Genomic DNA, 24,423 nt, shown 5'->3' on the forward strand with positions numbered 1-24,423 from the left:
TCGCCCACAGGAAAGCAAGTAGCCTGCAACGGAAATCCATTTCTACCTTTCAATTGACTGTTTTGTTTTTCAACACTAAAAAGAGTTGTCTCGATATACTCGAGACAACTCTTTTTGATTATTTAAATGTTGCGCCGATAAAGTCGCGGAACAATGGTTGTGGACGATTTGGACGTGACACTAGCTCTGGGTGGAATTGACACGCTACAAAGAAATTGTTTTCTGGTAGCTCAATAATTTCAACCAACTTGCCATCAGGGCTTGTACCTGAGAAGACAAGGCCAGCTGCTTCCATTGCCTCACGATATTCATTGTTAAATTCATAGCGGTGACGATGACGCTCATAAACAAGCTCTTTGCCATAAGCATTGCTTGCTTTTGAACCATCTTTTAATTTACATGGATATAACCCTAAACGTAATGTACCACCGATGTCTACAGTATCATTTTGATCTGGTAAGAAGTCGATAATTGGATACTCTGTATTTGCATCAAGCTCTGTAGAATGAGCACCTTTCAAGCCAAGAACATTACGTGCAAATTCTATTGTTGCTAATTGCATACCTAAACAAATACCTAGGAAAGGAACATTATTTTCACGTGCATATTGTGTCGCTAAAATTTTACCTTCAACACCGCGATCACCAAAGCCACCTGGTACTAAAATAGCGTCAGCACCTTTTAATAGAGAAGTAACATTATCTGCATCAACATGTTCTGCATTAATCCAGTCAATTTCAATATCAGAATTAAATGCATACCCTGCATGCTTTAATGCCTCAACTACAGAAATGTAAGCATCTTGTAGTTCTACGTATTTCCCTACTAATGCTATCTTTCTTTTATTTGGTAAGTTCTTCACTTTTTCTACAAGGTCACGCCATTCTCCCATGTCTGCCTCTGGTGCTTCAATGCCAAAATGATCTAGAACGATATCATCTATATCTTGTGCATGTAGGTTTAATGGTACTTCATATAAATGCTCAGCATCACGAGATTCAATAATTTCATGTGGTTGTACATCACAGAATAATGCTAATTTCTCTTTCATCTCTTGTGGTACTTCTTGTTCAGTACGGACTACGATAATATTTGGCTGGATACCTAAAGAGCGTAATTCTTTAACAGAATGCTGCGTAGGTTTTGTTTTAAGTTCACCAGCTGCTTTAATATAAGGAATAAGCGTACAGTGGATATACATTACATTGTTATGACCTAAGTTCGTTTTCATTTGACGGATAGCTTCAAGAAAAGGTAATGATTCAATATCCCCTACTGTTCCACCAACCTCAGTAATCACAACGTCAGCATTTGTTTCTCGACCAGCACGTTGGATACGGTCTTTAATTTCGTTTGTAATATGAGGAATTACTTGTACTGTTCCACCGTTATAATCACCACGACGTTCTTTCTGTAATACAGATTGGTAAACACGACCTGAAGTTACTGTAGAATGTTTCCCAAGGTTAATATCAATAAAGCGTTCATAGTGTCCTAAGTCTAAATCAGCCTCAGCACCATCATCTGTTACAAAAACTTCCCCATGTTGATAAGGGCTCATCGTACCTGGGTCAATATTGATATATGGGTCAAATTTTTGAATCGTAACTTCTAAACCACGGTTTTTTAATAAACGGCCTAGAGATGCTGCAACAATCCCTTTTCCAAGTGATGATACAACCCCACCTGTTACAAAAATATACTTCGTCATGAATAAATTCCTCCTTATGATGTTCTAAAATATTAGTGCGTTTAGGGGGGATCAGAACCATTTATATTCTAATACCCTAAAAAAAGAAAAGCCGAGAATGTCTACAAAAATGTAGTCGATTCGAAGCTGTAATCGGTTCTATCTCTTTTCCACTTTCCTTTAAACCTTAAAACTCTAACAACTGTTCAGTCACCGTTTACTATACATCATGAATAAATAAAAACATTTATATTCATATCGTTATGAAAAGTATGGGAGAACTAAACTGAATAAAGTTAAAAACAAAAAAACGCTCCTCCTGCATAGGTTTGCAGGGGGAGCGTATTATATACACGGTCTTTCTCCTTCTTTTAAGGAGCCCAAGTAAAAGATTAAACGTAACCGTGATAGAAGTCAAGATTTTTTGCTTCAAGCTTAAAAGAAAGAAAATTCTAAGAGTACTGTGCTAGACCTCTTCCTCTTCTTCATCAAATTCTTCTTCCTCTTCATCGATAAACTCTTCATCGATTTCTTCATCAATTTCTTCTAGATCTTCATCGTCAAAGTCGATATCTTCTTTTTCATCTTCTTCTTCCTCAAGGTCTTCTTCATCAATGAACTCTTCAAAGTCTTCATCAAAGTCGATATCTTCTTCCTCTAAATCTACATCCTCATCAAGATCTTCATCATCAAAGGCAGCTTTAGATTTTTTCTTTTGAGTCTTAACAGAAGGTGCTGTTTCTTCTTCAATTTGCTCTACTTTAAACCATTCACGTAAGCCCCAGCCTGCTTCCTGATTATATAAAAAGCGGCCATCAATATTCATATCTGTATAAAATTGTAACAGACGAGATTTCATTTCTGCATCACTATAGCCCACAAGTTCTTGAATTAATTTTAATAAATCATTAAAAGACACTGAGGCACGTTTTTCATTTAATATTGCATAAGCTAAGTTAATTAACGATTCTTCTGTTAATTGTTCCTTTGTCATTTCACGAAAATTCAATTCGTGCACTTCCTTTCCCTCATCACAATGGACGTTTTAAAATTACATGGTGCTTTATTCTCCAAGCGCAGCAAAAAAGGCCACGCAAAAGGTTCTTTCCATACAATAAGCATAATACCCATTATATACAAAGTTTTAGCCCCTTTGCTAGCTTCAATTACTGTTTTTTATATTACGCATTTTTTTTATTCCAAGATAAAACAAATAGACAGATAATAGTAGTAAAGGAATAGCGCCAATTTGCTTATTATACAGGAAAATGGCTCCCAATACTAAAGCTAATATAATTATGTAGTGAATAACTGATCTCATCCTCTACCGCGCCTCCCCTTTTTTTACATTTCTATTATAGCGAAAATAAAAAGAAGTGCCTAATCTTAAGACTAGACACTAGAAACTAGAGAAGCATGTTACATAAATTAGAAAAAAATGTTAGAAAACAAGCAGTTTTGAACGACACTACTTACATATTACGACGATACTGTCCGCCAACTTCATATAAAGCTTTTGTAATTTGTCCTAAGCTTGCTACTTTTACTGATTCCATAAGCTCAGCAAAAATATTACCATTATTGACAGCCACTTCTTGTAAACGTGCAATCGCAGCTTCACTTTCCTCTTCATGTGCACTCCAAAATGTTTGTAAATTACGAATTTGCGTTTCCTTTTCTTCTGTCGATGCACGAGCGATTTCCATATTATCTATATCAGCATCTGAAGCTGGATTTGGGTTCAAGTAAGTATTAACACCAATGATTGGTAACTCCCCTGAATGTTTTAACATCTCATAGTACATGGATTCTTCTTGAATTTTACCTCTTTGGTATTGTGTTTCCATTGCACCTAACACACCGCCACGATCATTGATACGATCAAATTCTTCAAGAACCGCTTCTTCCACAAGGTCTGTCAATTCTTCAACAATAAACGCACCTTGTAGTGGGTTTTCATTTTTCGCTAGACCATGCTCTTTTGTAATAATCATTTGAATAGCCATCGCACGTCGTACGGATTCCTCAGTAGGTGTAGTAATGGCCTCATCATAGGCGTTTGTATGCAATGAGTTACAGTTATCTTGTAATGCCATCAATGCCTGTAATGTTGTACGAATATCATTAAAATCAATCTCCTGAGCGTGTAAACTACGTCCAGATGTTTGAATATGGTATTTTAGCTTTTGAGCACGCTCATTAGCACCGTATTTATCACGCATAACAATGGCCCAAATACGTCGTGCAACACGTCCAATTACTGTATATTCTGGATCCAGTCCATTTGAGAAGAAGAATGATAGATTTGGTGCAAAGTCATTGATATTCATGCCACGGCTTAAATAATACTCTACATACGTAAAGCCATTAGCTAAAGTAAAGGCTAATTGGGAAATAGGATTTGCTCCAGCTTCCGCAATATGATACCCCGAAATGGAAACAGAATAGTAGTTACGCACTTTATGGTCAATAAAGTATTGCTGAATATCGCCCATCATACGTAAAGCAAACTCTGTTGAGAAAATACATGTATTCTGTCCTTGATCTTCTTTTAAAATATCTGCTTGCACTGTTCCACGAACAACCTGCAATGTTTTTTCACGTGTCTCGGTAAACTCTTCAACTGTCAAAGTTCGTCCTAGCTCTTGCTCACGCAATTGAACTTGTTGATCGATTGCTGTATTCATAAACATTGCTAAAATAATAGGGGCTGGACCATTAATTGTCATCGATACAGATGTAGATGGTGCACATAAATCAAAGCCTGCATATAGCTTCTTCATGTCCTCAAGTGTACAGATGGATACACCAGATTCCCCGACTTTACCATAAATATCTGGACGGTAATCTGGGTCCTCACCATACAGTGTTACCGAATCAAATGCTGTAGATAAACGTTTTGCATCATCATCCTTTGATAAATAGTGGAAGCGTTTATTTGTACGTTCTGGTGTCCCCTCGCCAGCAAATTGGCGTTTCGGATCTTCACCCTCACGTTTGAATTGGAAAACACCTGCCGTATATGGGAATTCGCCAGGAACATTTTCTTTATAAACCCAACGCAATATCTCACCATAGTCTTCAAACTTCGGCAATGCCACTTTTGGAATTTTTGTGCCAGATAGACTTGTTGTTTTAAGGATGGTGCGAATTTCTTTATCACGAACTTTCGTCACAAATTCATCGCCAGCATAAGCTTCTTTTAAAGCCTGCCAATTGTCCAATATACGCTTTGATTCTGCTGTTAATTCATCTCTAACACCTTCTGCTAAAGAGGTAAGCGATGCAACAAGTGCATCATCTGGCGCTTTTTCTTTCACTGCTACAATAGCGCCTTCTAATTGGAATAGTCGACGAGCAAATACCACCTGTTGCTCTGATTTTTTATGATAGCCACGAACAGTGTCAGTAATTTCACGTAAATAATAACGACGATCGTTTGGAATGATGACATCTTGCTTTTGCGTTTTAGCAAATTGCTCATAACTTGTTTCCCAATTAAAACCTGTTTTTTCGTTAATAATTTTAACGAGAGCGGCGAATAATGCATTTGTTCCTTTGTCATTGAATTGGCTAGCAATTGTACCGTAGACTGGCATATTATCAAGTGATTCATCCCAAAGCTCACGTGAACGTTGATATTGTTTTTGTACTTGTCGTAGTGCATCCTCTGAGCCTTTTCGCTCAAATTTATTGATAGCAATAACATCTGCAAAATCAATCATATCAATTTTCTCAAGTTGTGTTGGCGCACCAAATTCGCTTGTCATGACATACATAGATAGATCCGTGTACTTTGTAATTTCGGCATCACCTTGACCAATACCGCTTGTTTCTACGATGATTAGGTCATAGCCTGCTACACGTACTACATCTAGCACATCACCAATCGACGCAGATAATTCAGTACGAGAGCCACGTGTTGCTAAACTACGCATATAAACACGGTTATTAAAGATAGCATTCATACGAATTCGATCCCCAAGCAATGCTCCACCCGTTTTTTGCTTTGTTGGATCGACTGAAAGAATGGCTACACGTTTATCTGGGAATTCTTTTAGGAAGCGGCGAATCAGTTCATCTGTTAATGAAGATTTCCCTGCACCACCTGTTCCTGTAATCCCCATTACTGGTGTACCTTTTGAAAGCTTTCGTACCTCATTTAGCATTTCCTTTGTAGCTTCGTCGTCATTTGACTCAGCTGCTGTTATTAGATTAGCTAAAATTTCTGGCGTTTCTGGCGTTAAAGACTTTAATTTCTCTAAATAATTACCCGTTGCAGTTGGGAAATCTGTTCCTTTAATTTGCTCATTAATCATCCCTTGTAGCCCTAAAACACGGCCATCCTCAGGTGAGAATATCCCTGCAATGCCATACGTATGAAGCTCTTTAATTTCACGCGGTAAAATAACTCCTCCACCACCGCCATAAATTTTTATATGTGGTGCCCCTTTTTCACGCAGTAAATCATACATATATTTAAAGTATTCCATATGCCCGCCTTGATAAGAAGAAACTGCAATACCTTGTGCATCTTCTTGTATCGCAGCATTCACGACTTCTTCAACAGAACGGTTATGACCTAAATGGATTACTTCTACACCGCTCGATTGTAAAATGCGTCGCATAATATTGACGGAAGCATCATGTCCATCAAAAAGACTTGATGCTGTCACAAAACGTACGTGATTTTTTGGACGATATACTTCTACCTTTGTCATATGAAATCCCCACTCTCTCCCCTTATTGAATAAAAAAAGCCGACAATTGCAATATCGCTATATGCAATTGCCGACAAACCCCTTACAAAATATTAGAACCCCTTTATGCCTGAAATGAACAAAGTGATTTGCATGTCAATGAATTCGTCAATGGAATGCTGACGATGTAATGCCCATTTGCGGAACGCCCAGCTTTGTCCTGAAACAACTAAGTTATTGGCTGCTAAATGGATTTGCTTGTCTGTCATTGTTAGTTCGCCAGACTGCACACATCGCTGTAACAAGCGTTCAAATGTGGCAACCATTTCAAACTCTTTACTAAAGACATAGCGTTGTGCTTCTTTTGACAATGATTTTGTTTCTTGATACATGATTGTTAGCTCATCAACCATGCTATCAATTTGCAGGAAATATTCCCTAATCATTTCTTTCAACTCATCAATTGTTCCTGCTTTAATCTCATAACTTGAAAGTCGCTCCATTGCATGGTGATAGATACTATCACAAACAAGGTAAAGAACGTCTTCTTTCGTTCGGATGTACTCATACAAAGTACCAATACTAAAGCCAGCAGCTTTTGCAATCTCTCTCGTCGTGGCACGATGAAAGCCTTTTTCTCTAAATAGCTTAATAGCTCCTTGAATCATTTGTTCACGACGAATGGCGATTAAATTTTCATCTTTTACAGTTGACTGTACTTGGGGCCTTTTATCTTTTTCAGTCATCAATTATTTCGTTAGCATACGCGAGATAACAAGACGTTGAATCTCCTGCGTACCTTCGTAAATTTGTGTAATTTTAGCATCACGCATAAAGCGCTCTACTGGATAATCTTTTGTATAACCATAGCCACCAAATACTTGAACCGCCTCTGTCGTTACACTCATAGCCGTATCGCCAGACATTAATTTCGCCATTGCAGATGCCTTACCATATGGTAGGTTATTAGACTCTAACCAAGCCGCCTGGTATGTAAGAAGTCGAGAAGCCTCTATTTGAGTTGCCATATCTGCTAATTTAAAGGAAATGCCTTGGTTTGCAGTGATTGGTTTACCAAATTGCACACGTTCTTTGGCGTAGTCTACTGCTGCATCTAATGCTCCCTGTGCAATCCCTACTGCTTGAGCCGCAATACCATTACGTCCACCGTCCAGTGTCGTCATGGCAATCTTAAAGCCTTCCCCTTCAGCACCTAATAGATTTTCTTTTGGAACACGACAGTTATCAAAAATAATCTCTGTTGTTGGAGATGAACGAATTCCTAATTTCTTTTCTTTCTTCCCTACAGAGAAACCTTCAAACCCAGCTTCCACGATAAATGCGGATGTGCCATGTTTTGCTTCTGGATCTGTTACTGCAAATACAATATAAGTATCTGCTACTCCACCATTCGTAATAAAGATTTTTGAGCCATTTAAAATATAATCATCGCCATCACGTTTTGCATATGTTTTCATGCCGCCTGCATCTGAACCTGATCCTGGTTCTGTTAAACCATACGCACCAATATGTTTGCCTTCAGCCATTGGACGAAGGTATTTTTGTTTTTGTTCTTCTGAACCAAACTTGTAAAGTGGCCAACCTGCCAGTGAAGTATGCGCAGATAATGTTACCCCAGTCGAAGCACAGACACGTGATAGTTCCTCGACAGCAATGACATATGCAAGGTAGTCAAATCCTGCACCACCATATTCTTCAGGCCATGGAATACCAGTTAACCCAAGCTCCGCCATTTTATCGAAAATCACACGGTCAAATTCTTCATTTTCGTCACGTTCAGCAGCTGTTGGCGCCACTTCATTTATAGCAAAATCACGAATCATTTCACGTAATTGTTCATGCTCTTCTGTTAACTGAAAGTTCATTGTCCATTTCCCCTTTTTAATTAGACTCTGTTCTGTGTTACCTGATTGTTGTTAGAGCGGGTTTCCCTTATTTTAGAGCGGGTCTACACTCTCTAGGAGCGGATTTCTACCACTTTGGAGTGGTTTCTTCTCTTAATTGAGCGCCTCTCTCACTTTTTAGAGCGTATCAACACCCTTTATGAGCGTGTCTTCCTCTCTGGAGGTTTGTACCCTTCCTAACATCAGGCTTTATTTCAGTAAATGTTTACTAATGACTAGTCTTTGAATTTCACTTGTACCTTCATAGATTTCTGTAACCTTTGCATCGCGGAAATAGCGCTCTACTGGATAATCTTCCGTATAACCGTATCCGCCGAATACTTGAACCGCTTCTATTGCCGTTTGTACCGCTGTGCGTGATGAGAAAAGTTTAGCCATTGAAGCTTCTGCTCCACATGGTAAACCTTTTGCACGTAAATCTGCTGCGCGATAGACTAATAGTTTTGCCGATTCAACAGCCGTTGCCATATCAGCAAGCTTAAAGCCAACACCTTGTTGTGCAGCAATTGGTTTGCCAAATTGTATACGTTCTTTAGCATAAGCAGTAGCCGCCTCTAGTGCTGCTTCAGCAATTCCTAAAGCCTGTGCCGCAATGCCAATTCGCCCAACATCTAAATTGGCCATCGCAATTTTAAAGCCTTCTCCCTCTTCCCCAAGTAGGTTGTCAGCTGGAATGCGACAGTTATCGAATGTCAGCTGAACAGTACGTGAGCCATGTAAGCCCATCTTATGTTCATCTTTTCCGATGATTAAGCCAGGTGTCCCCTTTTCGACAATAAATGCCGAAATACCTTTTGTTTTTTCAGCAGGGTTAGTAGAAGCGAATACAATATATACATCAGCCTCTCCACCATTTGTAATAAATACTTTGGAGCCGTTAATAACATATTCATCGCCATCACGCACTGCCTTTGATTGTAGAGAGCCAGCGTCTGAGCCTGCACCTGGTTCCGTTAAACAAAATGCGCCTAAATATTCTCCAGCTGCAAGTTTTGGTACATAACGTTTCTTTTGTTCTTCATTCCCAAAGTAAATGATTGGATTTGTTCCAACCGAAGTATGCACCGATAAAATAACGCCCATTACAGCGCTTACTTTTGATAGTTCATTAATCGCAATTATATACGATGTAAAATCCATACCAGAGCCACCTAAGTCTTCTGGTGTAGTAATTCCCATTAAGCCAAGTTCACCCATTTGCTGTAGAAGCTCACGTGGGAATTCTCCCGCTTCCATTCGCTCTACCCACGGTTGAATTTTTTCCTGAGCAAATTGACGAACCATATCGCGCATCATAATTTGCTCATCTGTAAATTGCAAATGCATCTATAATGTCACCCCTCTAAGTTGTCCCCAAACATCTAAATAACCCCATCCCCATAGGATTATTCGTAAACGTAAAAGCCTCTTCCTGATTTCTTACCTAGCCAGCCTGCTGCAACGTATTTACGTAGCAGTGGACAAGGACGATATTTACTATCTCCTAGACCCTCATGTAAAATTTCCATGATGTAAAGACAAGTATCCAAACCAATGAAGTCTGCCAATGTTAATGGCCCCATTGGATGGTTCATACCAAGCTTCATTACATCATCAATTGCTTCCTTCGTAGCTACACCTTCATAGAGTGCGTAAATCGCTTCATTAATCATCGGTAGTAAGATTCGGTTTGAAATAAATCCTGGGAAGTCATTCACTTCTACTGGTGTTTTCGATAATTTGACCGTCATCTCTTCAACAGCTTTGTATACTTCATCTGTTGTTGCTAAGCCTCGAATGATTTCGACAAGTTTCATAACTGGTACAGGATTCATAAAGTGCATACCAATTACTTGCTCTGGACGATTTGTTACTGCTGCGATTTCTGTAATAGGCAGTGAAGATGTATTCGTAGCTAAAATAGCATGTGCTGGTGCAATGCCATCCAGTTGCTTAAAGATGGATTGCTTAATTTCCATATTTTCTACAGCTGCCTCAATGATAATATCTACATCACTAGCATCCTGTAAATCTAGTGACATACTAATTCGACCTAGAACAGCAGCCTTCTCATCTTCTGTTTTACGACCCTTTTCTACATCACGTGATAAATTTTTCGTAATAACCCCTAATCCACGATCGAAAAATTCTTGCTTGATATCGTTCAATTTCACATCAAAGCCTGCTTGTGCACAAACCTGGGCAATACCAGAGCCCATTTGCCCTGCACCAATGACCATTACCTTTTGAATTCCCATTAGTTCAGTCCCCCTGTTTTTGGTACTTCAATCATAATTGCATCACCTTGACCGCCGCCTGAACAGATTGCAGCAATGCCGATACCACCGCCACGACGCTTCAATTCCTGTGCAAGTGTTAATATAATGCGTGCACCAGATGCCCCAATAGGATGACCTAAAGCAACTGCACCGCCATTAACATTCACTTTTTCTGCATCTAAATCTGCCAACTGCTTGCTGACTAAAGCGACTGCTGCAAAGGCTTCATTGATTTCTATTAAATCAATATCTGCTAATGATTTATTGGTCTTTTTCAGTAATTTATTAATAACAAGACCTGGTGTTTGTGGGAAGTTTTCTGGCTCAATCGCAAGTTCTTCATGACCAATGATTACTGCCAATGGTTCTCTACCTTCACGTTTTGCACGATCCTCACTCATGATGACAAGTGCACATGCTCCGTCGTTAACCCCAGGTGCGTTTCCTGCTGTAATCGTGCCATCCTTGTCAAAGGCTGGTTTTAGCTTCGCCAGTATTTCCAAAGACGTACCTGCTCTTGGTGCCTCATCTGTATCTACAATAAGTGGTGCACCTTTTCGTTGAGGAATCTCTACTGGTACGATTTCTTCTGCAAAGTAACCTTTTTCAATTGCGGCTAGCGCGCGTTCATGACTGCGAACTGACCAAGCATCCTGCTCTTCTCGACTTAGCGAGAATTCTTTAGCTGTTGCATTACCATAGCTGCCCATATGCGGTCTCGCTTTATCGAAAGCACATGTTAAACCATCATAAAGCATGCCATCTACCATTGTTGAATCTCCCATACGCAAACCATTTCGACCATTCAGAAGATAATATGGCGCATTGGACATAGATTCCATGCCACCAGCAATAACCACTTCTTCGTCCCCTAAACGAATCAATTGATTTGCTAATGTCACTGCACGCATCCCTGACGCACAAACTTTATTGATTGTTTCTGTTTTTACTGCTGTTGGTAAATTGGCCTTCAGCGCAGCCTGTCGAGAAGGAATTTGACCCTGTCCCCCTTGTAAAACAGAACCTAAAATTACCTCATCTACTTCCTCAGATGCAAGATTTGCTTTCTCTAATGCCCCTTTAATCGCAATCGCACCTAAATCACTTGCATGTAATGCTGATAATGAACCTCCAAATTTACCAAATGCAGTTCTTGCTCCTGCTAAAATTACAGCTCTATTCAAGTAAAACACCCCTTTTGTTTTACGTTCTCGATGAAGTTGTAAAGCATTATTGACTGAACGCTCGCTCGACTTCTATCGAGGAAAAATGGGAGTTTACTATCTCAACTCCCATTCCCATTTAATCTTATTCTACAAAACAATTTTTTATTGTGCAATTTATATTTTTCAGATAACTAAAATATTTCTGCAATAGCAATCATTTTTCTGCGTTCGCTTCCGGATTCTCGTCTTGGCGAGCCTTTTCTACGGATGCTACCACTTCTTCAAATGTTTCTTCTGTTTCCTCTGAAGAAGGTTGAACAGCCTTTACTTTTTCGCCGAACACTGAGCGCTCTAGTAATTCTGCAACATCAAATGTTCCAATAGAATCTTCAACCTCTTTTGCCTTTGTACCATCCTCTAACATTGTTAAACAGTAAGGACAGCCCGATGAAATAACCGATGCATTTGTTGCGAGAGCCTGCTCTGTACGTGCTACGTTAATACGGTTCCCTACGTGTTCTTCCATCCACATTAAGCCACCACCAGCACCACAGCACATCGCTGTTTCACGGTTACGTTCCATTTCAACAAGCTTCACACCAGGGATGCCTCGAAGAATTTCACGTGGAGCATCATAGACATCATTGTAACGGCCTAAGTAACAAGAATCATGGAAGACAATCGTTTCATGAACCTCATAGTTTAGCGCTAGACGATTTTCTTCAATCAACTGATTTAATAATTCAGTATGATGATACACTTCGCCTTTCCAGCCAAAGTCTTGATATTCATTTTTAAAGATATTGTAGGCATGAGGGTCGATTGTCACAATTTTCTTCACTTCGTTTTTCTCAAACTCATCAATATTCGCTGTAGCTAGCTCCTGGAATAAGAATTCATTCCCTAAACGGCGAGGTGTGTCCCCAGAGTTTTTCTCTTTATTACCTAAGATTGCAAACTTCACACCAGCTTCGTTTAATAAACGACAGAATGCTAAAGCGATTTTTTGAGAGCGGTTATCGAAAGCTCCCATCGAACCAACCCAGAATAAATATTCCATTTCCTCACCAGATTTTTTCAGCTCTTTTACAGTTGGAATTTGGATTGTTGGATCTAGATCGCGCCAATTTTCTTTTTCTTTACGGTTTAAGCCCCAAGGATTACCTTGTCGCTCAATATTTGTCATAGCACGTTGCGCATCTGGATTGACTTTTCCTTCAGTCATAGTTAGATAACGACGTAGGTCAATAATTTTATCAACATGCTCATTCATTACTGGGCATTGATCTTCACAGTTACGACAAGTTGTACAAGCCCAAATCTCTTCTTCTGTAATGACTTCGCCTATTAAAGATGGACTGTAGATATCTTCAATTACAGCACCTTCAGCACCAGCTGCCATTGCAAGCTGATTACCCTTTGTATTGGCAAAGAATTGATAAGGCACCCACGGTTTTTGTTTTGTTACAACTGCGCCCGTAAATGTTAAATGATCACGCAATTTCACGATTAAATCCATTGGCGACAGCATTTTTCCTGTTCCTGTTGCTGGACACATGTTTGTACAACGTCCACATTCTACACAAGAATATAGATCGAGCATTTGCTTTTGTGTGAAGTCCTGTATGCGTCCCACTCCAATAGAAGGCATATCCTCTTCACTTTCAGCATTTTCCCCTGCTTCTTCTAAGGCCTCGAAATCGATTGGTGTTAATGTACCCGTACGATCTAAACGATTCATGTAAACATTAAGTGGACTGACGATTAAATGGAAATGTTTAGATTGCGGTACGTAAACAAGGAATGTTAATAGAATTAAAAGGTGTGCCCACCACATTACATAAAATACGCCAGCAGCTACTGATGTAGGTAGGAAGCCAAAAATAGCAGCAATGCTTGAAGCAACTGGCTCCGTATAGGTTAATCCCTCACCATGCCAAATTAATCCCATACCATTAGCAATTAATGTAGATACCATTAACCCACCAATGAAAATTAATACAAGACCATTTTTCCATCCTCGTTTTAGACGCACTAGTTTTTCAACATAGCGGCGGTAAAATGCCCACACTACCGCAATTAAAATCATTAAAACTACAAGCTCTTGGAAGAATGTAAAGACACCATAGAAAATGCCTAGTGGCAGATGTGATTCTGGTGCTAGTCCTTTCCAGATTAAATCAATTGCTCCTAACTGCACCATCAAAAATCCATAGAAAAACATAACGTGAATTAAACCACTCTTTGGATCCTTTAATAGCTTATTTTGACCAAATACATTGACCATAATATAACGAAGTCGTTCTTTAACACTTTCATCAAACTCAACCTTTTTCCCCAATTGCACATACTTATAGCGTGTTTTCAACAGGTAGAAGAACAATCCTACTGCATAAAGCACAACCACGACTGTTAAGACAATGTTAGCAATTAATAATGGACTCATGGTTGGTCCCCCCTTTAGTTTGTCGTAATTTTCTCTCTTTGTGACGAATTTGCTAGTTCATACAGAAATGTACTTCACTTTATCATTATATTCCTATTCTAATAAATGAGTGAGCATTCAGTCAACATAAAACGGAAATATTTCTGATAATTTTATATTCTTACATTTTACAAGAAAAAAAGCCACCCTGAATTTTTCCAAGGTAGCATTTTTTTACTTTCCTTATCAATTATACCTTACCGAATGTTACATATTCAGTAGACGTTTGAACATTTGCTGAAGAAAGCAAACAAACCTCTATCCCCTATAGAGGAAGGAGGCTTTAGTATCCGACGTTTTATTATGTCTACAAAAACATTTACTAAATCAAACTTTTATTTTTTAAAAACATTCCCGCTACGAATATACTCAACATCCGCTACATTTAATCGTGCATTTACAACACGTGCAGCTGCAAATAAATAATCTGATAATCGATTTAAATATTTTTGTACAACCTTTGGCACATCTTCAACCTCTTTCATTAGCGTCACCATTTCACGCTCTGCTCGACGTGCAACTGTGCGCGCAATGTGTAAAGTTGCAGCTGCTGGTGCGCCTCCTGGTAAAATAAAACGTTGTAATGGTGGCGCTTCGTCTGATAAAGCATCTATACGAGTTTCAAGTACTTCAATCGGTTGCTCTGTTAACTTATATTGGCGTTCTTTCATCACATTGGCAAGGTCTCCACCAGCATCGAACAGCTCATGCTGAATTGTCTCTAGGTCTGTTAAAATATCCTTGAAAAGCGCTTGATCTAATTCACTTACAGCCTTCCCAATAAAGGAATTTAATTCATCAATTGCCCCATATGTTTCAACACGTAAACTATCTTTATCAACACGTCCTCCAATAAGACTTGTTTTCCCCGTATCGCCTGTTTTCGTGTAAAGCTTCATTTCTCTCATCTCCTAAAATTCATTTTTATAATTCCTAATTGCCTGAACTGTTGTTTCATAGACACCCTTTGCAATCACTTTACCAACGTCCGTAATGGGGCCACCATACAGCATTTCTTCCCCTTTTTGAGTCGCTGCAATTAACAAACTATCTGTAGCAGTACCTGTCGCAATAGTCCCACTCCGCTCATCACGAATATTTTCTGATTGCAACGCCTTGGTTTTTGCCTCAGTTGCTGTCATCAATGCCTGAAAAAATGCCTCTTCGGATAAACAACCATTAATAATAACCCATGTATTAATAGTACCAATATATGGCTCATCTTGTCTTTCGTGAACACGAGAGACATCAACTGCATTGCCTACGCCAGCTGTTACAGCTACGATTATACTGCCAAAAGGTGCTGAAAATTCATTAATTGCCACTAGAGCTGTTGGCACTGCTGTTAACATCACAACAGTATTTGTAGGAGAAAAATTCTCCCTTTGCAAAAATTCACTAACTTCTCTTTTTACATCACTGATGACATAATCACCAGGAACTGAACGATTTAATAAGCAATTATGCCAACCAATACCCGGGTTATGAACGGCAGAGGATACGGTCTTCAAAGGAAGCTCTGATGTAAGTTGAATATAGTGTTCCGTTATCATAAAATGCTCTTTTTTAATGACAGCTCGCTGTTGGTAGTCAGTTGCTGCAGGCATCATTGTAATTTGCGGTTTTGGTATTTCAGGGTGTGCATATGTAGTCACCCGTGCTTGATAAACTTCTTCAATTTGGGAGGCAATTAATACTTCATGTGGTGCCCCAAGTGCTCTCACTTGCCCACTCTCCATGAGTAACAATTCATCGCAATAAAGCGAGGCTAGATTCATATCGTGTAGTACCATAACAACCGTTAAACCACATTCCATCGCTTCCTTCCGAACCATGTCTAAAATTTGACGTTGGTGTGCAATGTCTAAATGATTAGTTGGCTCATCCAGTAATAGAATTTCTGCTGTTTGAGCTAAGGCCTGTGCTACAAACACTCTTTGTTGTTCACCGCCAGATAAAAATTCCATAGGCGTATGCTCATATCGCTTTACACCTGTTTGAAGCATGGCATGTTGAACAGCCTGCTCATCTTGTGCAGACCAACTTGAGAAAAAGCCTGTTTGATGCGGGTAGCGCCCTAGTGAAACTGCCTCTCTCACACTATTCGAGAAAGCATTTGCATGAAGCTGTGGTAATACAGCCATCTTTTTCGCCAAAGCACGAGCATTATAAGAAAGAATATTTTGTCCATCAATCGAAATAGTTCCAGCAGTAGCTGGTAAAATACCACTCATTACTTTTAATAATGTGGATTTCCCGCTACCATTCGGCCCTAGAATACCAAGAATTTTCCCTTTTTCAACAGTAAAACTAATGTCCTTGACGATTGGTACATCTTCATAGCCACCTGATAGATATTCAACAACAATCATGCCCGTACCCCCTTGCTTCTTCGCTGCTTATAAAAAATAAAGGAGAAAACTGGTGCTCCAATAAAAGCCGTAATAACACCAATTGGTAGCTCTCTTGGCACAATGATTGTCCGTGCTACTAAGTCGCAAATAATGAGTAATGTTGCACCATTGAAAAAAGATAATGGTAATAAGTGGCGATGATCAGAACCCCAAATCATCCTTGTCATATGCGGCACCACTAATCCTACAAAGCCAATTGTGCCAGAAACCGCTACAGCTGCTCCGGTTAGCATGGAGCCACCTGCTAATATCAAATATTTACTACGCTTCACATTAACACCTAAATGTTTTGCTCGCTCTTCACCATACAACAAAACATTTAGCTCTCGTCTTTGCGTCCATAGCATAATTGAACCTACAATAACAAATGGAATGATCATTTGGACATATGGCCAACCACGCATCGATACAGAACCAAGTAACCACCCTATTACCTGACGTAATTCTTCACCAGATAAAGCAATCATTAATGAAATAAGGGAACCTAAAAATGAACTAAAAATAACACCTGTTAATATCAATGTTTCCATTTTCAATGAACGGTCTACGAGTCTAGCAAAGCTCATGACAACTACCATCGTGATGATAGCACCGATCATACTGAAGGTTGGTAGAGCATACAAACCGACGACAGGGATAGAAATACTGAAAAAGATTGTTATAACAGCACCAACAGAAGCCCCTGATGAAACCCCTAGTGTGTATGGATCTGCTAATGGGTTTTTTAATAAACCTTGGAATGCGGCTCCAGCAATAGCTAGAGATGCCCCCACTAGTCCTGCTAACAACACGCGAGGCAAGCGAATTTTCCAAAGGATATTGGCGGCTGTTTCATCAGCCGCCTTATTCCACAATACTTCTAATGGAATATGAACTGAGCCTATCGCTACGCCACACCAGATGCTAATAAGAAGAAGCGTACATGTTAGTGCATAGGCTAGTGCTATTTTTTTCACTTAAATACCTCAGGATAGATCGCTTTTGCTAATTCTTCTAGACCTTCTGCTAAACGTGGTCCTTGACGACTCGTTGTACTTTCATCTACCTGTACAATCGCATTATTTTTTACGGCATTAATAGTATCAAAGCCCGCACGTTTTGGTATTTTCGTTAAAATATCTGGTACATAATGATATGTCACCACAATGACATCTGGATTTTTTGCGATAATTTGTTCTGCATCAATTTTATACCAATTATCACCATCTACAGCTACATTCTCTGCATTGATCATTTCAAGCATTGCGTTCATAAATGTGCCATTGCCAGCTGTATAAATATCTGGCTCATCCGATGCTTCGACTAACACTTTTTTTGGTTCAACATCCTTGACTTTAGTCAAAACTTCTTCTACTTTGGCCTTCATATTAGCAACAATTTTTTCAGCCTCTGGTAATTTCCCTGTAGCACGACCAAGTTGCTCAATTGTCGTATATGTTTCATTAAAGTCTTGTGCATTTCTTACTACAAACACTTTCAAACCTGCTGATTCAAGCTGTGCAATAGCCTCTTCTGATAGAGACATGCTAGATTCGTGTGAAAAAACGATATCTGGTTTTAAGGCAATAATTTTTTCAATATCGTATTCCATTCCGCCAACCTTATCTTTCTCAGTTGCCTCTGGTGGATAATCGTCGTTGTCAGTAACACCAACTATTTCATCATTTAAACCAAGTCCAAAAAGGATTTCAGTGTTACTTGGAATAAGTGAAACAATTTTCTCAGGAGGTGCTTCAAGAGTAATGTCCTTGCCAAGGGCATCTGTTATAGTCATTGGGAATGTTGCTTCATCCTGTGCTGTTTCTTGCTGTGTTTGCTGCTCAGTAGCTGGCTTGCTAGCTTCTTGTCCACAAGCAGCTAGCAAGCCTACTGCTAAAAATGCTGATAATCCTATTTTCCAAAATTTCTTCATGTGAATCCTCCTTCGTTGATCCGTGCGACATTTCACTTTATTCTGCATCAAAATAAAACCCCTCATCTGAATGATGAGGGGGCAAAATCGCACCAAAAAAACTGATACAAAATCCACCACCCTATCCTCGTAGGTTGTCATGTCTGTTATAAAGGCAGGTCTCCTGGCTTGTGCTCCTTGCGATTTTTCAAGCCTTCCCGAAATCTTCAGTGGCATCATTTGAAAAAAACTCACACTTACAGTGGCGGGACCGCATCGGAATTACACCGATTTCCCTTTTCACTTTACTTAAGTAAAGAACCTTTACAATATTCAGTTGATTTCATTATACATGAAAATGAAAGAAGTCGCCTCCATTCAAGACGACTCCCAAGCTATTATACAATTTCAGAAAAATATTGAACTGTCTTCATTCGAGCACCCATTTCTCTTAATGACCACGTCTGCTCTAAATAAACGTCCGCTAGTTTTTCATATTTCCCACCAAATTTATGTGCCCATTCAACTGCTACGACACTTTCATAAAGATGAGCCATTTTTTTCGCCATATCTTTTGCTTCAAATGTTTTCGTTGCCGCGTCTAAAGCGCTAAAAATTTGTAGTTTCACAGCCATATTCGCCAATTGTTCTTTAACGATTTGTACTAACGAGCTGTTAGCTAATTTTTCTAAGCGTTCCTCCATCTCCTGTACAAACAGTTCATGTGCATGAAACTTATCTACTAACCGAATGAGTTCTAAGGCCAAAATATTAGCCGTCCCCTCCCACACCGTCAACACTTGTGCGTCTCTTAATAAGCGGGGCGTTACAAAGTCTTCGATATAGCCATTACCTCCGTGTAATTCAATTGCCTCACTAGCATAATGAACGGCTTGCTCTGCTGTTTCCTTTTTCATAATGGCAATATATAAACGATTCATAATAAGGTCTTGCTGTGTTCCCTGTCCACTCGTCACTTTATCGTATAATTGAATAAGATCAAAAACTGTCGCTACTTCCACATGCAACTTAGCCGCAAATTTACCTAAAGTATCCTGAACCATAGGGTATTGTGTTAAAGGCTTGCCAAATGCATAACGATTGGTTACGTAATGTTTTGCCTCTAAAAAGCCACGACGCATAATGCCAATTGAAGCTACTGCATTACAAATTCTTGAGAGATTTAGTGCTTCTAGCATGTAATAAATCCCTTTATTTTGCTCCCCTACAACATAGGCAAGTGCACCATCAAATTCTACCTCACCTGAAGGAACTGCTCGAACGCCTAACTTATCTTTCAGTCGGCGAATACGAAGATGATTGGCTGTTCCATCTTCTTTGTGCCAAGGAACTGCAAACAACGTTAAGCCTTTGGAACCTGCTGGCGCATCTTCTAGTCGTGCCAACACCATCGCTACTCCACACATGCCCGCATTAGATGCGAAGTATTTTTCACCATATAGGCGATACGCAGCGCCATCCTTTCTCGCCTCCACAACATTCGCGCCAACGTCTGAGCCTCCTTGACGTTCTGTTAAAAATGTCGCACCTTCATATAACTCTGTGTCACCTGTTGCACAAACATGAGGTAAGAAACGCTGCTTCACCTCTTCATCCGCATAATGATCTAATAGGTAGGCAGTAGCCATCGTCAATGTCACGGGACAATAAAAACCAGGCTCTGCATGAGACAATAAGTAACCTTGCGCAAAGCTATAAACATAATTCCCCTTGTGACCTAGCTGTGGAATATCCTTGTGCACATAGCCGACAATACCCGTATTATATGTCTCTTCAATCGTTTTCTTATAGCCATCATTGACCCAAACCTCTGATATCTCTTCACCATAGGCATCATACCTTTGAAGGCGAGGCTCCCCCTGCCGATCTGTATACTTTGCCCTCACATCAATGTCACCTGCACATAGCTCTCCAAAATCTGTTAACTCTCGATGGGCATAGGACAAAAACTCTTTATCTAACATCATTTCTAATATTTTTTGAAGCGTTTCATCCTCTGTATAAAAGTTCGTAGTACGCATTTCTTCTTGTTGTAATACTTTCATGCTATCTCACCTCTTGCCCCTTCAAAGATTGTTTTAATATTTTACCTGATGCATTGCGTGGTAGCGCTTCCACTTTTTCGAAAATACGTGGTATTTTAAACTTTGCCAGATGTTCCTCTAAATAAGCTTTCAGCGCTTCCTCATCAATGTCTTGTTTAGCGGAATATACTGCCTTTACAGTTTCCCCCCATTGTGGATGGGGTACACCAATCACAGCAACCTCGAATATCCCTTCAAAGCCTAATAAGCAATCTTCAATTTCTTTCGGATAAATGTTGACACCACCCGAAATAATGACATCCTTTTTACGATCAACAATCCAAATAAAACCATCTTCATCCTTACGAGCTAAATCTCCTGTTTTTAACCAACCGTCAATGAAGGCCGCATTCGTTGCCACTTCATCCTTATAGTAGCCAAGCATATTGCCCTCACCTAACAAAACAATTTCTCCTACTTCGCCAACATTTACATCTTCTCCGTTGTCATTCACAATACGCAACTCTGTACCAAGCGGCGCCCGCTGCCCTATACTTCCAGCCTTTGTTTCATGCTCCTTGCCAAATAATAATGAACCACTTGGTCCCGCCTCTGTTAATCCATATACACAAGTTAAATTATTTGTTCGGAATGCCTGCTGAATGAAATGAACTTCATTTTGGGATAATGGCGCCCCACCATACACCCACCATTTCATTGAAGACAAATCAGCCGATTGTAATCTTGGCATCTGTGCCGTTAATAAATAAGCAACAGGTGCACCAAAGAAATGCGTGGTTTTCTCCTGTTCAATGGCATCAATGAATAAATCAGGTGTAAAAGTTGGTATTAACACATTTGTTGAGCCTACCAATACGCCTGCCATTAAAAATAAATGCAATGGCGCCGAGTGTGTTAATGGCATCATGAGCAAAATACGGCTCTCAGGCTTTACCTCCATTTCAACAGCAATCATTTGTGCCACTGTTAAAATATTACGATAGCTAAATAACACACCCTTTGGTTTGCCTGTTGTACCAGATGTATACAAAATCGTGGAAGGGTCATCTTCATGCAGCTGGCAATCAATCAGTTGTGTACTAGCATTTTGAAGCATTGTTTCATATTGAAGCCAACCCACTTTTTCTTGACCTGTTTTAATTTTTACCGGGATCACAGCTAGCTGTTCAACTGCGGCAAAAATAGCCTCATGAACAACAATTGCCTTCGCTTCTGCATGCTGCGCCACATATTCTACTTCCTGCAATGTAAATTTCGCATTGACTGGCACAACAATCGCTCCGATACGCTGAATAGCAAAGTAACTGACAACAAACTCTAAAACGTTTGGCATGAAGATGATTACCTTATCACCCTGCCTTACTCCCTGCTCTAGCAAAGCATGACTGAAACGTGTCACCTGCTCATCTAAATCTTGATAGGTAACGCTTCTGCCATGACAAATAACGGCTTCATTTTTCGGATACTTACGGGCATTACGTGCTAATAAATTGGAACTATTCATCGTGCATCTCTCCCTTTAAAGTCGCTAATTTTTCACTAAACATGCCATGCATTTGTTGTAATTCATGTTTCATCTGCGTCAGCTCAGCTATTTTACTCTCAATCTCTTGAATTTTTTGTTCTCCGTATTCAACCGTTCGTTCTAATTGCTGAATTCCCGAGCGATCAAAATCAAATAGTAAAACCATCTCTTTGATTTCCTCCAGAGAAAATCCATAACGCTTGCCTCTGAAAATAAGCTTGAGCTTCGCCAATTCTTTTTTGGAAAAGGTTCGTTGATTGGTAGATGAGCGATGAGGACAAAGAAGCCCAAGTTCCTCATAATAACGAATTGTCCGTGTAGATACATTAAACTCCTTTGCTACCTCCTGAATCGTCTTCAAAGCCATCTCCCCCTTTCCTAATTGGCAACAGTATACCATTGACGTTAACGTAAACTTCAACAAAATTTTCGAAATTAACAGAAAAATAAAGTTTGAAACAGCTAATATTCCACGGTCTATCCGTTTCTCGAGTCTTTCTATCCGTCACTTTTACGGTTATATCCGCCACTTGTAGAACTTTATCGTTCACTTTCAGCCTTCTATCCATTAAAAAAGCCCCTAACACATTTCATGTTAGGCGCTTAAAAAGGTATTACATTTTTTCCGGTGCAGATACACCAATTAAACGTAGTGCATTCGCAATTGTTGTGCGGACAGCCGTAATTAACGCTAAACGAGCCTCTGTTAACTCTTTGTTTGAAGCATCTAAAACTTTTTCTGCATTATAGAAACTATGGAATGCAGCTGCTGTTTCTTGAATATAGTTTGCGATACGGTGTGGTGTACGGTGTTTCGCTGCTTCCGCTACCACTCTCGGGAAATCGCCAATCTTTTTCAATAAATCAATTTCTTTTTCTGCTGTTAACAGATTGAGATGTTCTGTTGTAGCAGCAAAGCCTTGTTCATTTGCTGAACGTAAAATAGACGAAATACGTGCATGCGCATATTGTGCATAGTACACAGGGTTTTCATTCGATTGTGAGACAGCAAGGTCAAGATCAAAGTCCATATGAGAATCGCCCGCTGTTTTGACAAAGAAGTAACGAACTGCATCAAGGCCAACCTCTTCTACAAGCTCACGCATTGTTACTGCGTTCCCTGTACGTTTAGACATTTTGAATTTTTCACCGTTTTTATAAAGCTGAACCATTTGAATAACTTCCACTTCTAACGTATCGCGATCATAGCCAAGTGCTTGAATCGCTGCTTTCATACGTGGAATATAACCGTGATGGTCAGCACCCCAAATATTGATTAATTTATCGAAGCCACGGACAATTTTGTCTTCGTGGTAAGCAATATCTGGCGTTAAATATGTGAATGACCCATCATTTTTAATTAACACACGATCTTTATCATCACCAAATGTTGTAGAGCGGAACCAAGTGGCACCATCCTCTTCAAACACATGACCATTGGCTTTTAATTTATCTAATGCTACTTCGATTTTACCGTTTTCATATAGAGATGTTTCAGAATACCAGACATCAAAATTCACACGGAAGTTTGCTAGGTCTGTTTTTAATTTATCCAATTCTAAAGCTAAACCATGCTGACGGAAGAAGGCAAAACGATCTTCATCTGATTTTGCTAGAATAGCTTCACCATGCTCGTCTGCTAATTTACCTGCAATATCAATGATATCTTGCCCATGATAGCCATCTTCTGGCACCTCAGCTTCCATTCCTAATGCTTGTTTATAGCGAGCTTCTAATGAGTAAGCTAAGTTATTAATTTGATTACCTGCATCATTAATATAATATTCACGAGAGACACTGTAACCAGCCATATCTAACACATTACATAAGGAATCTCCAACAGAAGCTCCACGAGCATGACCTAAATGAAGGTCTCCAGTAGGGTTTGCTGAAACGAACTCCACTTGAATCTTTTCTCCTGCACCAGCATTTGAACGACCGTAGTCAGTACCTTGCTCAAGAGCTTGCGTAATTACCCCAGTTAGGAAATCTTTACGTACTGTGATATTCATGAAGCCAGGACCAGCAATGTCGATTTTTTCAATATCTGTACCTGCTGTCTCCAGGTTTTCTAAAATAGCTTCCGCAATAGCACGAGGTGGCTTTTTAGCTAACTTCGTTAATTGCATCGCAATGTTTGTTGCATAGTCACCATTTGCTTTATCCTTTGGTGTTTCCAGGTGAATCGATAATTCTGTGCCAGCCTCAACTAAGCCTGCTTTTTCAACAGCCTGCACTATCGCTGCTTTAATAGCCTGTTGTACTTGTTCTACTGCGTTCATTATTGTACCTCCGTAAATGTA

At 39.6% G+C, this 24,423-nt stretch carries 18 protein-coding genes and 1 riboswitch; all 18 genes read right to left on the reverse strand.

Features of this window, described 5'->3' with window-relative positions:
* Window positions 1-118: 118 nt before the first annotated feature.
* The 18 genes from ACEVFT_RS18510 to argS all read right to left on the reverse strand — a co-directional run bounded on the left by ACEVFT_RS18510 (window position 119) and on the right by argS (window position 24,402).
* Entirely contained in the window at window positions 119-1,711 is a 1,593-nt protein-coding gene (locus tag ACEVFT_RS18510; protein ID WP_205446791.1) for a CTP synthase, read from the reverse strand.
* A gap of 445 nt (window positions 1,712-2,156) precedes the next feature.
* Complete coding sequence (gene rpoE, locus ACEVFT_RS18515; RefSeq protein ID WP_205446789.1) at window positions 2,157-2,699, reverse strand: DNA-directed RNA polymerase subunit delta; 543 nt, start codon at window positions 2,697-2,699, stop codon at window positions 2,157-2,159.
* Window positions 2,700-3,162: 463 nt separating this feature from the next.
* Window positions 3,163-6,411, reverse strand: coding sequence for a fused isobutyryl-CoA mutase/GTPase IcmF (gene icmF, locus ACEVFT_RS18520; protein ID WP_393950970.1), 3,249 nt, complete (start codon window positions 6,409-6,411; stop codon window positions 3,163-3,165).
* Between the two features lie 92 nt (window positions 6,412-6,503).
* Window positions 6,504-7,136 (reverse strand): TetR/AcrR family transcriptional regulator, encoded by a 633-nt coding sequence (locus tag ACEVFT_RS18525; RefSeq protein WP_205446785.1) that lies wholly within the window; start codon window positions 7,134-7,136, stop codon window positions 6,504-6,506.
* A gap of 3 nt (window positions 7,137-7,139) precedes the next feature.
* Entirely contained in the window at window positions 7,140-8,276 is a 1,137-nt protein-coding gene (locus tag ACEVFT_RS18530) for an acyl-CoA dehydrogenase (protein WP_393950971.1), read from the reverse strand.
* Window positions 8,277-8,504: 228 nt separating this feature from the next.
* Window positions 8,505-9,641, reverse strand: a complete 1,137-nt coding sequence (locus ACEVFT_RS18535) for an acyl-CoA dehydrogenase (protein ID WP_342442417.1) — start codon at window positions 9,639-9,641, stop codon at window positions 8,505-8,507.
* 59 nt (window positions 9,642-9,700) lie between these two features.
* Window positions 9,701-10,552, reverse strand: a complete 852-nt coding sequence (locus ACEVFT_RS18540) for a 3-hydroxybutyryl-CoA dehydrogenase (RefSeq protein WP_393950972.1) — start codon at window positions 10,550-10,552, stop codon at window positions 9,701-9,703.
* Window positions 10,552-11,757, reverse strand: coding sequence for an acetyl-CoA C-acetyltransferase (locus ACEVFT_RS18545; protein ID WP_393950973.1), 1,206 nt, complete (start codon window positions 11,755-11,757; stop codon window positions 10,552-10,554). The genes ACEVFT_RS18540 and ACEVFT_RS18545 overlap by 1 nt, the downstream gene beginning before the upstream one ends.
* A gap of 196 nt (window positions 11,758-11,953) precedes the next feature.
* Window positions 11,954-14,185 carry a heterodisulfide reductase-related iron-sulfur binding cluster gene (locus ACEVFT_RS18550; RefSeq protein WP_393950974.1) on the reverse strand — a complete coding sequence of 744 codons (2,232 nt, stop codon included), beginning with the start codon at window positions 14,183-14,185 and terminating at the stop codon, window positions 11,954-11,956.
* Between the two features lie 374 nt (window positions 14,186-14,559).
* Window positions 14,560-15,123, reverse strand: a complete 564-nt coding sequence (locus ACEVFT_RS18555) for a cob(I)yrinic acid a,c-diamide adenosyltransferase (protein WP_342442413.1) — start codon at window positions 15,121-15,123, stop codon at window positions 14,560-14,562.
* Window positions 15,124-15,135: 12 nt separating this feature from the next.
* Window positions 15,136-16,596: an adenosylcobinamide amidohydrolase gene (locus ACEVFT_RS18560; RefSeq protein ID WP_393950975.1), complete on the reverse strand. Its 1,461-nt coding sequence runs from the start codon at window positions 16,594-16,596 to the stop codon at window positions 15,136-15,138.
* Entirely contained in the window at window positions 16,593-17,594 is a 1,002-nt protein-coding gene (locus ACEVFT_RS18565; RefSeq protein WP_393950976.1) for a FecCD family ABC transporter permease, read from the reverse strand. The genes ACEVFT_RS18560 and ACEVFT_RS18565 overlap by 4 nt, the downstream gene beginning before the upstream one ends.
* Window positions 17,591-18,550: an ABC transporter substrate-binding protein gene (locus ACEVFT_RS18570; protein ID WP_393950977.1), complete on the reverse strand. Its 960-nt coding sequence runs from the start codon at window positions 18,548-18,550 to the stop codon at window positions 17,591-17,593. The genes ACEVFT_RS18565 and ACEVFT_RS18570 overlap by 4 nt, the downstream gene beginning before the upstream one ends.
* 136 nt (window positions 18,551-18,686) lie before the next feature.
* A riboswitch (cobalamin riboswitch) is annotated at window positions 18,687-18,870 on the reverse strand.
* A 57-nt stretch (window positions 18,871-18,927) separates the two neighbouring features.
* On the reverse strand, window positions 18,928-20,595 hold the full coding sequence (locus tag ACEVFT_RS18575) for an acyl-CoA dehydrogenase family protein (protein WP_393950978.1): 1,668 nt from the start codon (window positions 20,593-20,595) through the stop codon (window positions 18,928-18,930).
* Window position 20,596: 1 nt separating this feature from the next.
* Complete coding sequence (locus tag ACEVFT_RS18580; protein ID WP_393950979.1) at window positions 20,597-22,099, reverse strand: class I adenylate-forming enzyme family protein; 1,503 nt, start codon at window positions 22,097-22,099, stop codon at window positions 20,597-20,599.
* Window positions 22,092-22,481: a MerR family transcriptional regulator gene (locus ACEVFT_RS18585; RefSeq protein WP_205446753.1), complete on the reverse strand. Its 390-nt coding sequence runs from the start codon at window positions 22,479-22,481 to the stop codon at window positions 22,092-22,094. The genes ACEVFT_RS18580 and ACEVFT_RS18585 overlap by 8 nt, the downstream gene beginning before the upstream one ends.
* Entirely contained in the window at window positions 22,447-22,689 is a 243-nt protein-coding gene (locus ACEVFT_RS18590) for a hypothetical protein (RefSeq protein WP_342442408.1), read from the reverse strand. Before ACEVFT_RS18590 ends, ACEVFT_RS18585 begins: the two co-directional genes overlap by 35 nt.
* A 45-nt stretch (window positions 22,690-22,734) precedes the next feature.
* Complete coding sequence (argS, locus tag ACEVFT_RS18595; RefSeq protein ID WP_393950980.1) at window positions 22,735-24,402, reverse strand: arginine--tRNA ligase; 1,668 nt, start codon at window positions 24,400-24,402, stop codon at window positions 22,735-22,737.
* Window positions 24,403-24,423: the final 21 nt, after the last annotated feature.

It is taken from the genome of Lysinibacillus sp. PWR01 (assembly GCF_043359455.1).
Lineage (GTDB): Bacteria > Bacillota > Bacilli > Bacillales_A > Planococcaceae > Lysinibacillus > Lysinibacillus fusiformis_F.

Bases quoted from the DNA above. Each gene is read 5' to 3' on its own strand.
- ACEVFT_RS18555 (WP_342442413.1), bottom strand. From the start codon at position 15,123: ATGAAGCTTTACACGAAAACAGGCGATACGGGGAAAACAAGTCTTATT.
- icmF (WP_393950970.1), bottom strand. From the start codon at position 6,411: ATGACAAAGGTAGAAGTATATCGTCCAAAAAATCACGTACGTTTTGTG.
- ACEVFT_RS18560 (WP_393950975.1), bottom strand. From the start codon at position 16,596: ATGATTGTTGTTGAATATCTATCAGGTGGCTATGAAGATGTACCAATC.
- ACEVFT_RS18570 (WP_393950977.1), bottom strand. From the start codon at position 18,550: ATGAAGAAATTTTGGAAAATAGGATTATCAGCATTTTTAGCAGTAGGC.
- ACEVFT_RS18535 (WP_342442417.1), bottom strand. From the start codon at position 9,641: ATGCATTTGCAATTTACAGATGAGCAAATTATGATGCGCGATATGGTT.
- ACEVFT_RS18550 (WP_393950974.1), bottom strand. From the start codon at position 14,185: ATGAGTCCATTATTAATTGCTAACATTGTCTTAACAGTCGTGGTTGTG.
- ACEVFT_RS18530 (WP_393950971.1), bottom strand. From the start codon at position 8,276: ATGAACTTTCAGTTAACAGAAGAGCATGAACAATTACGTGAAATGATT.
- ACEVFT_RS18590 (WP_342442408.1), bottom strand. From the start codon at position 22,689: ATGGATAGAAGGCTGAAAGTGAACGATAAAGTTCTACAAGTGGCGGAT.
- argS (WP_393950980.1), bottom strand. From the start codon at position 24,402: ATGAACGCAGTAGAACAAGTACAACAGGCTATTAAAGCAGCGATAGTG.
- ACEVFT_RS18525 (WP_205446785.1), bottom strand. From the start codon at position 7,136: ATGACTGAAAAAGATAAAAGGCCCCAAGTACAGTCAACTGTAAAAGAT.
- ACEVFT_RS18580 (WP_393950979.1), bottom strand. From the start codon at position 22,099: ATGAATAGTTCCAATTTATTAGCACGTAATGCCCGTAAGTATCCGAAA.
- ACEVFT_RS18575 (WP_393950978.1), bottom strand. From the start codon at position 20,595: ATGAAAGTATTACAACAAGAAGAAATGCGTACTACGAACTTTTATACA.
- ACEVFT_RS18510 (WP_205446791.1), bottom strand. From the start codon at position 1,711: ATGACGAAGTATATTTTTGTAACAGGTGGGGTTGTATCATCACTTGGA.
- ACEVFT_RS18540 (WP_393950972.1), bottom strand. From the start codon at position 10,552: ATGGGAATTCAAAAGGTAATGGTCATTGGTGCAGGGCAAATGGGCTCT.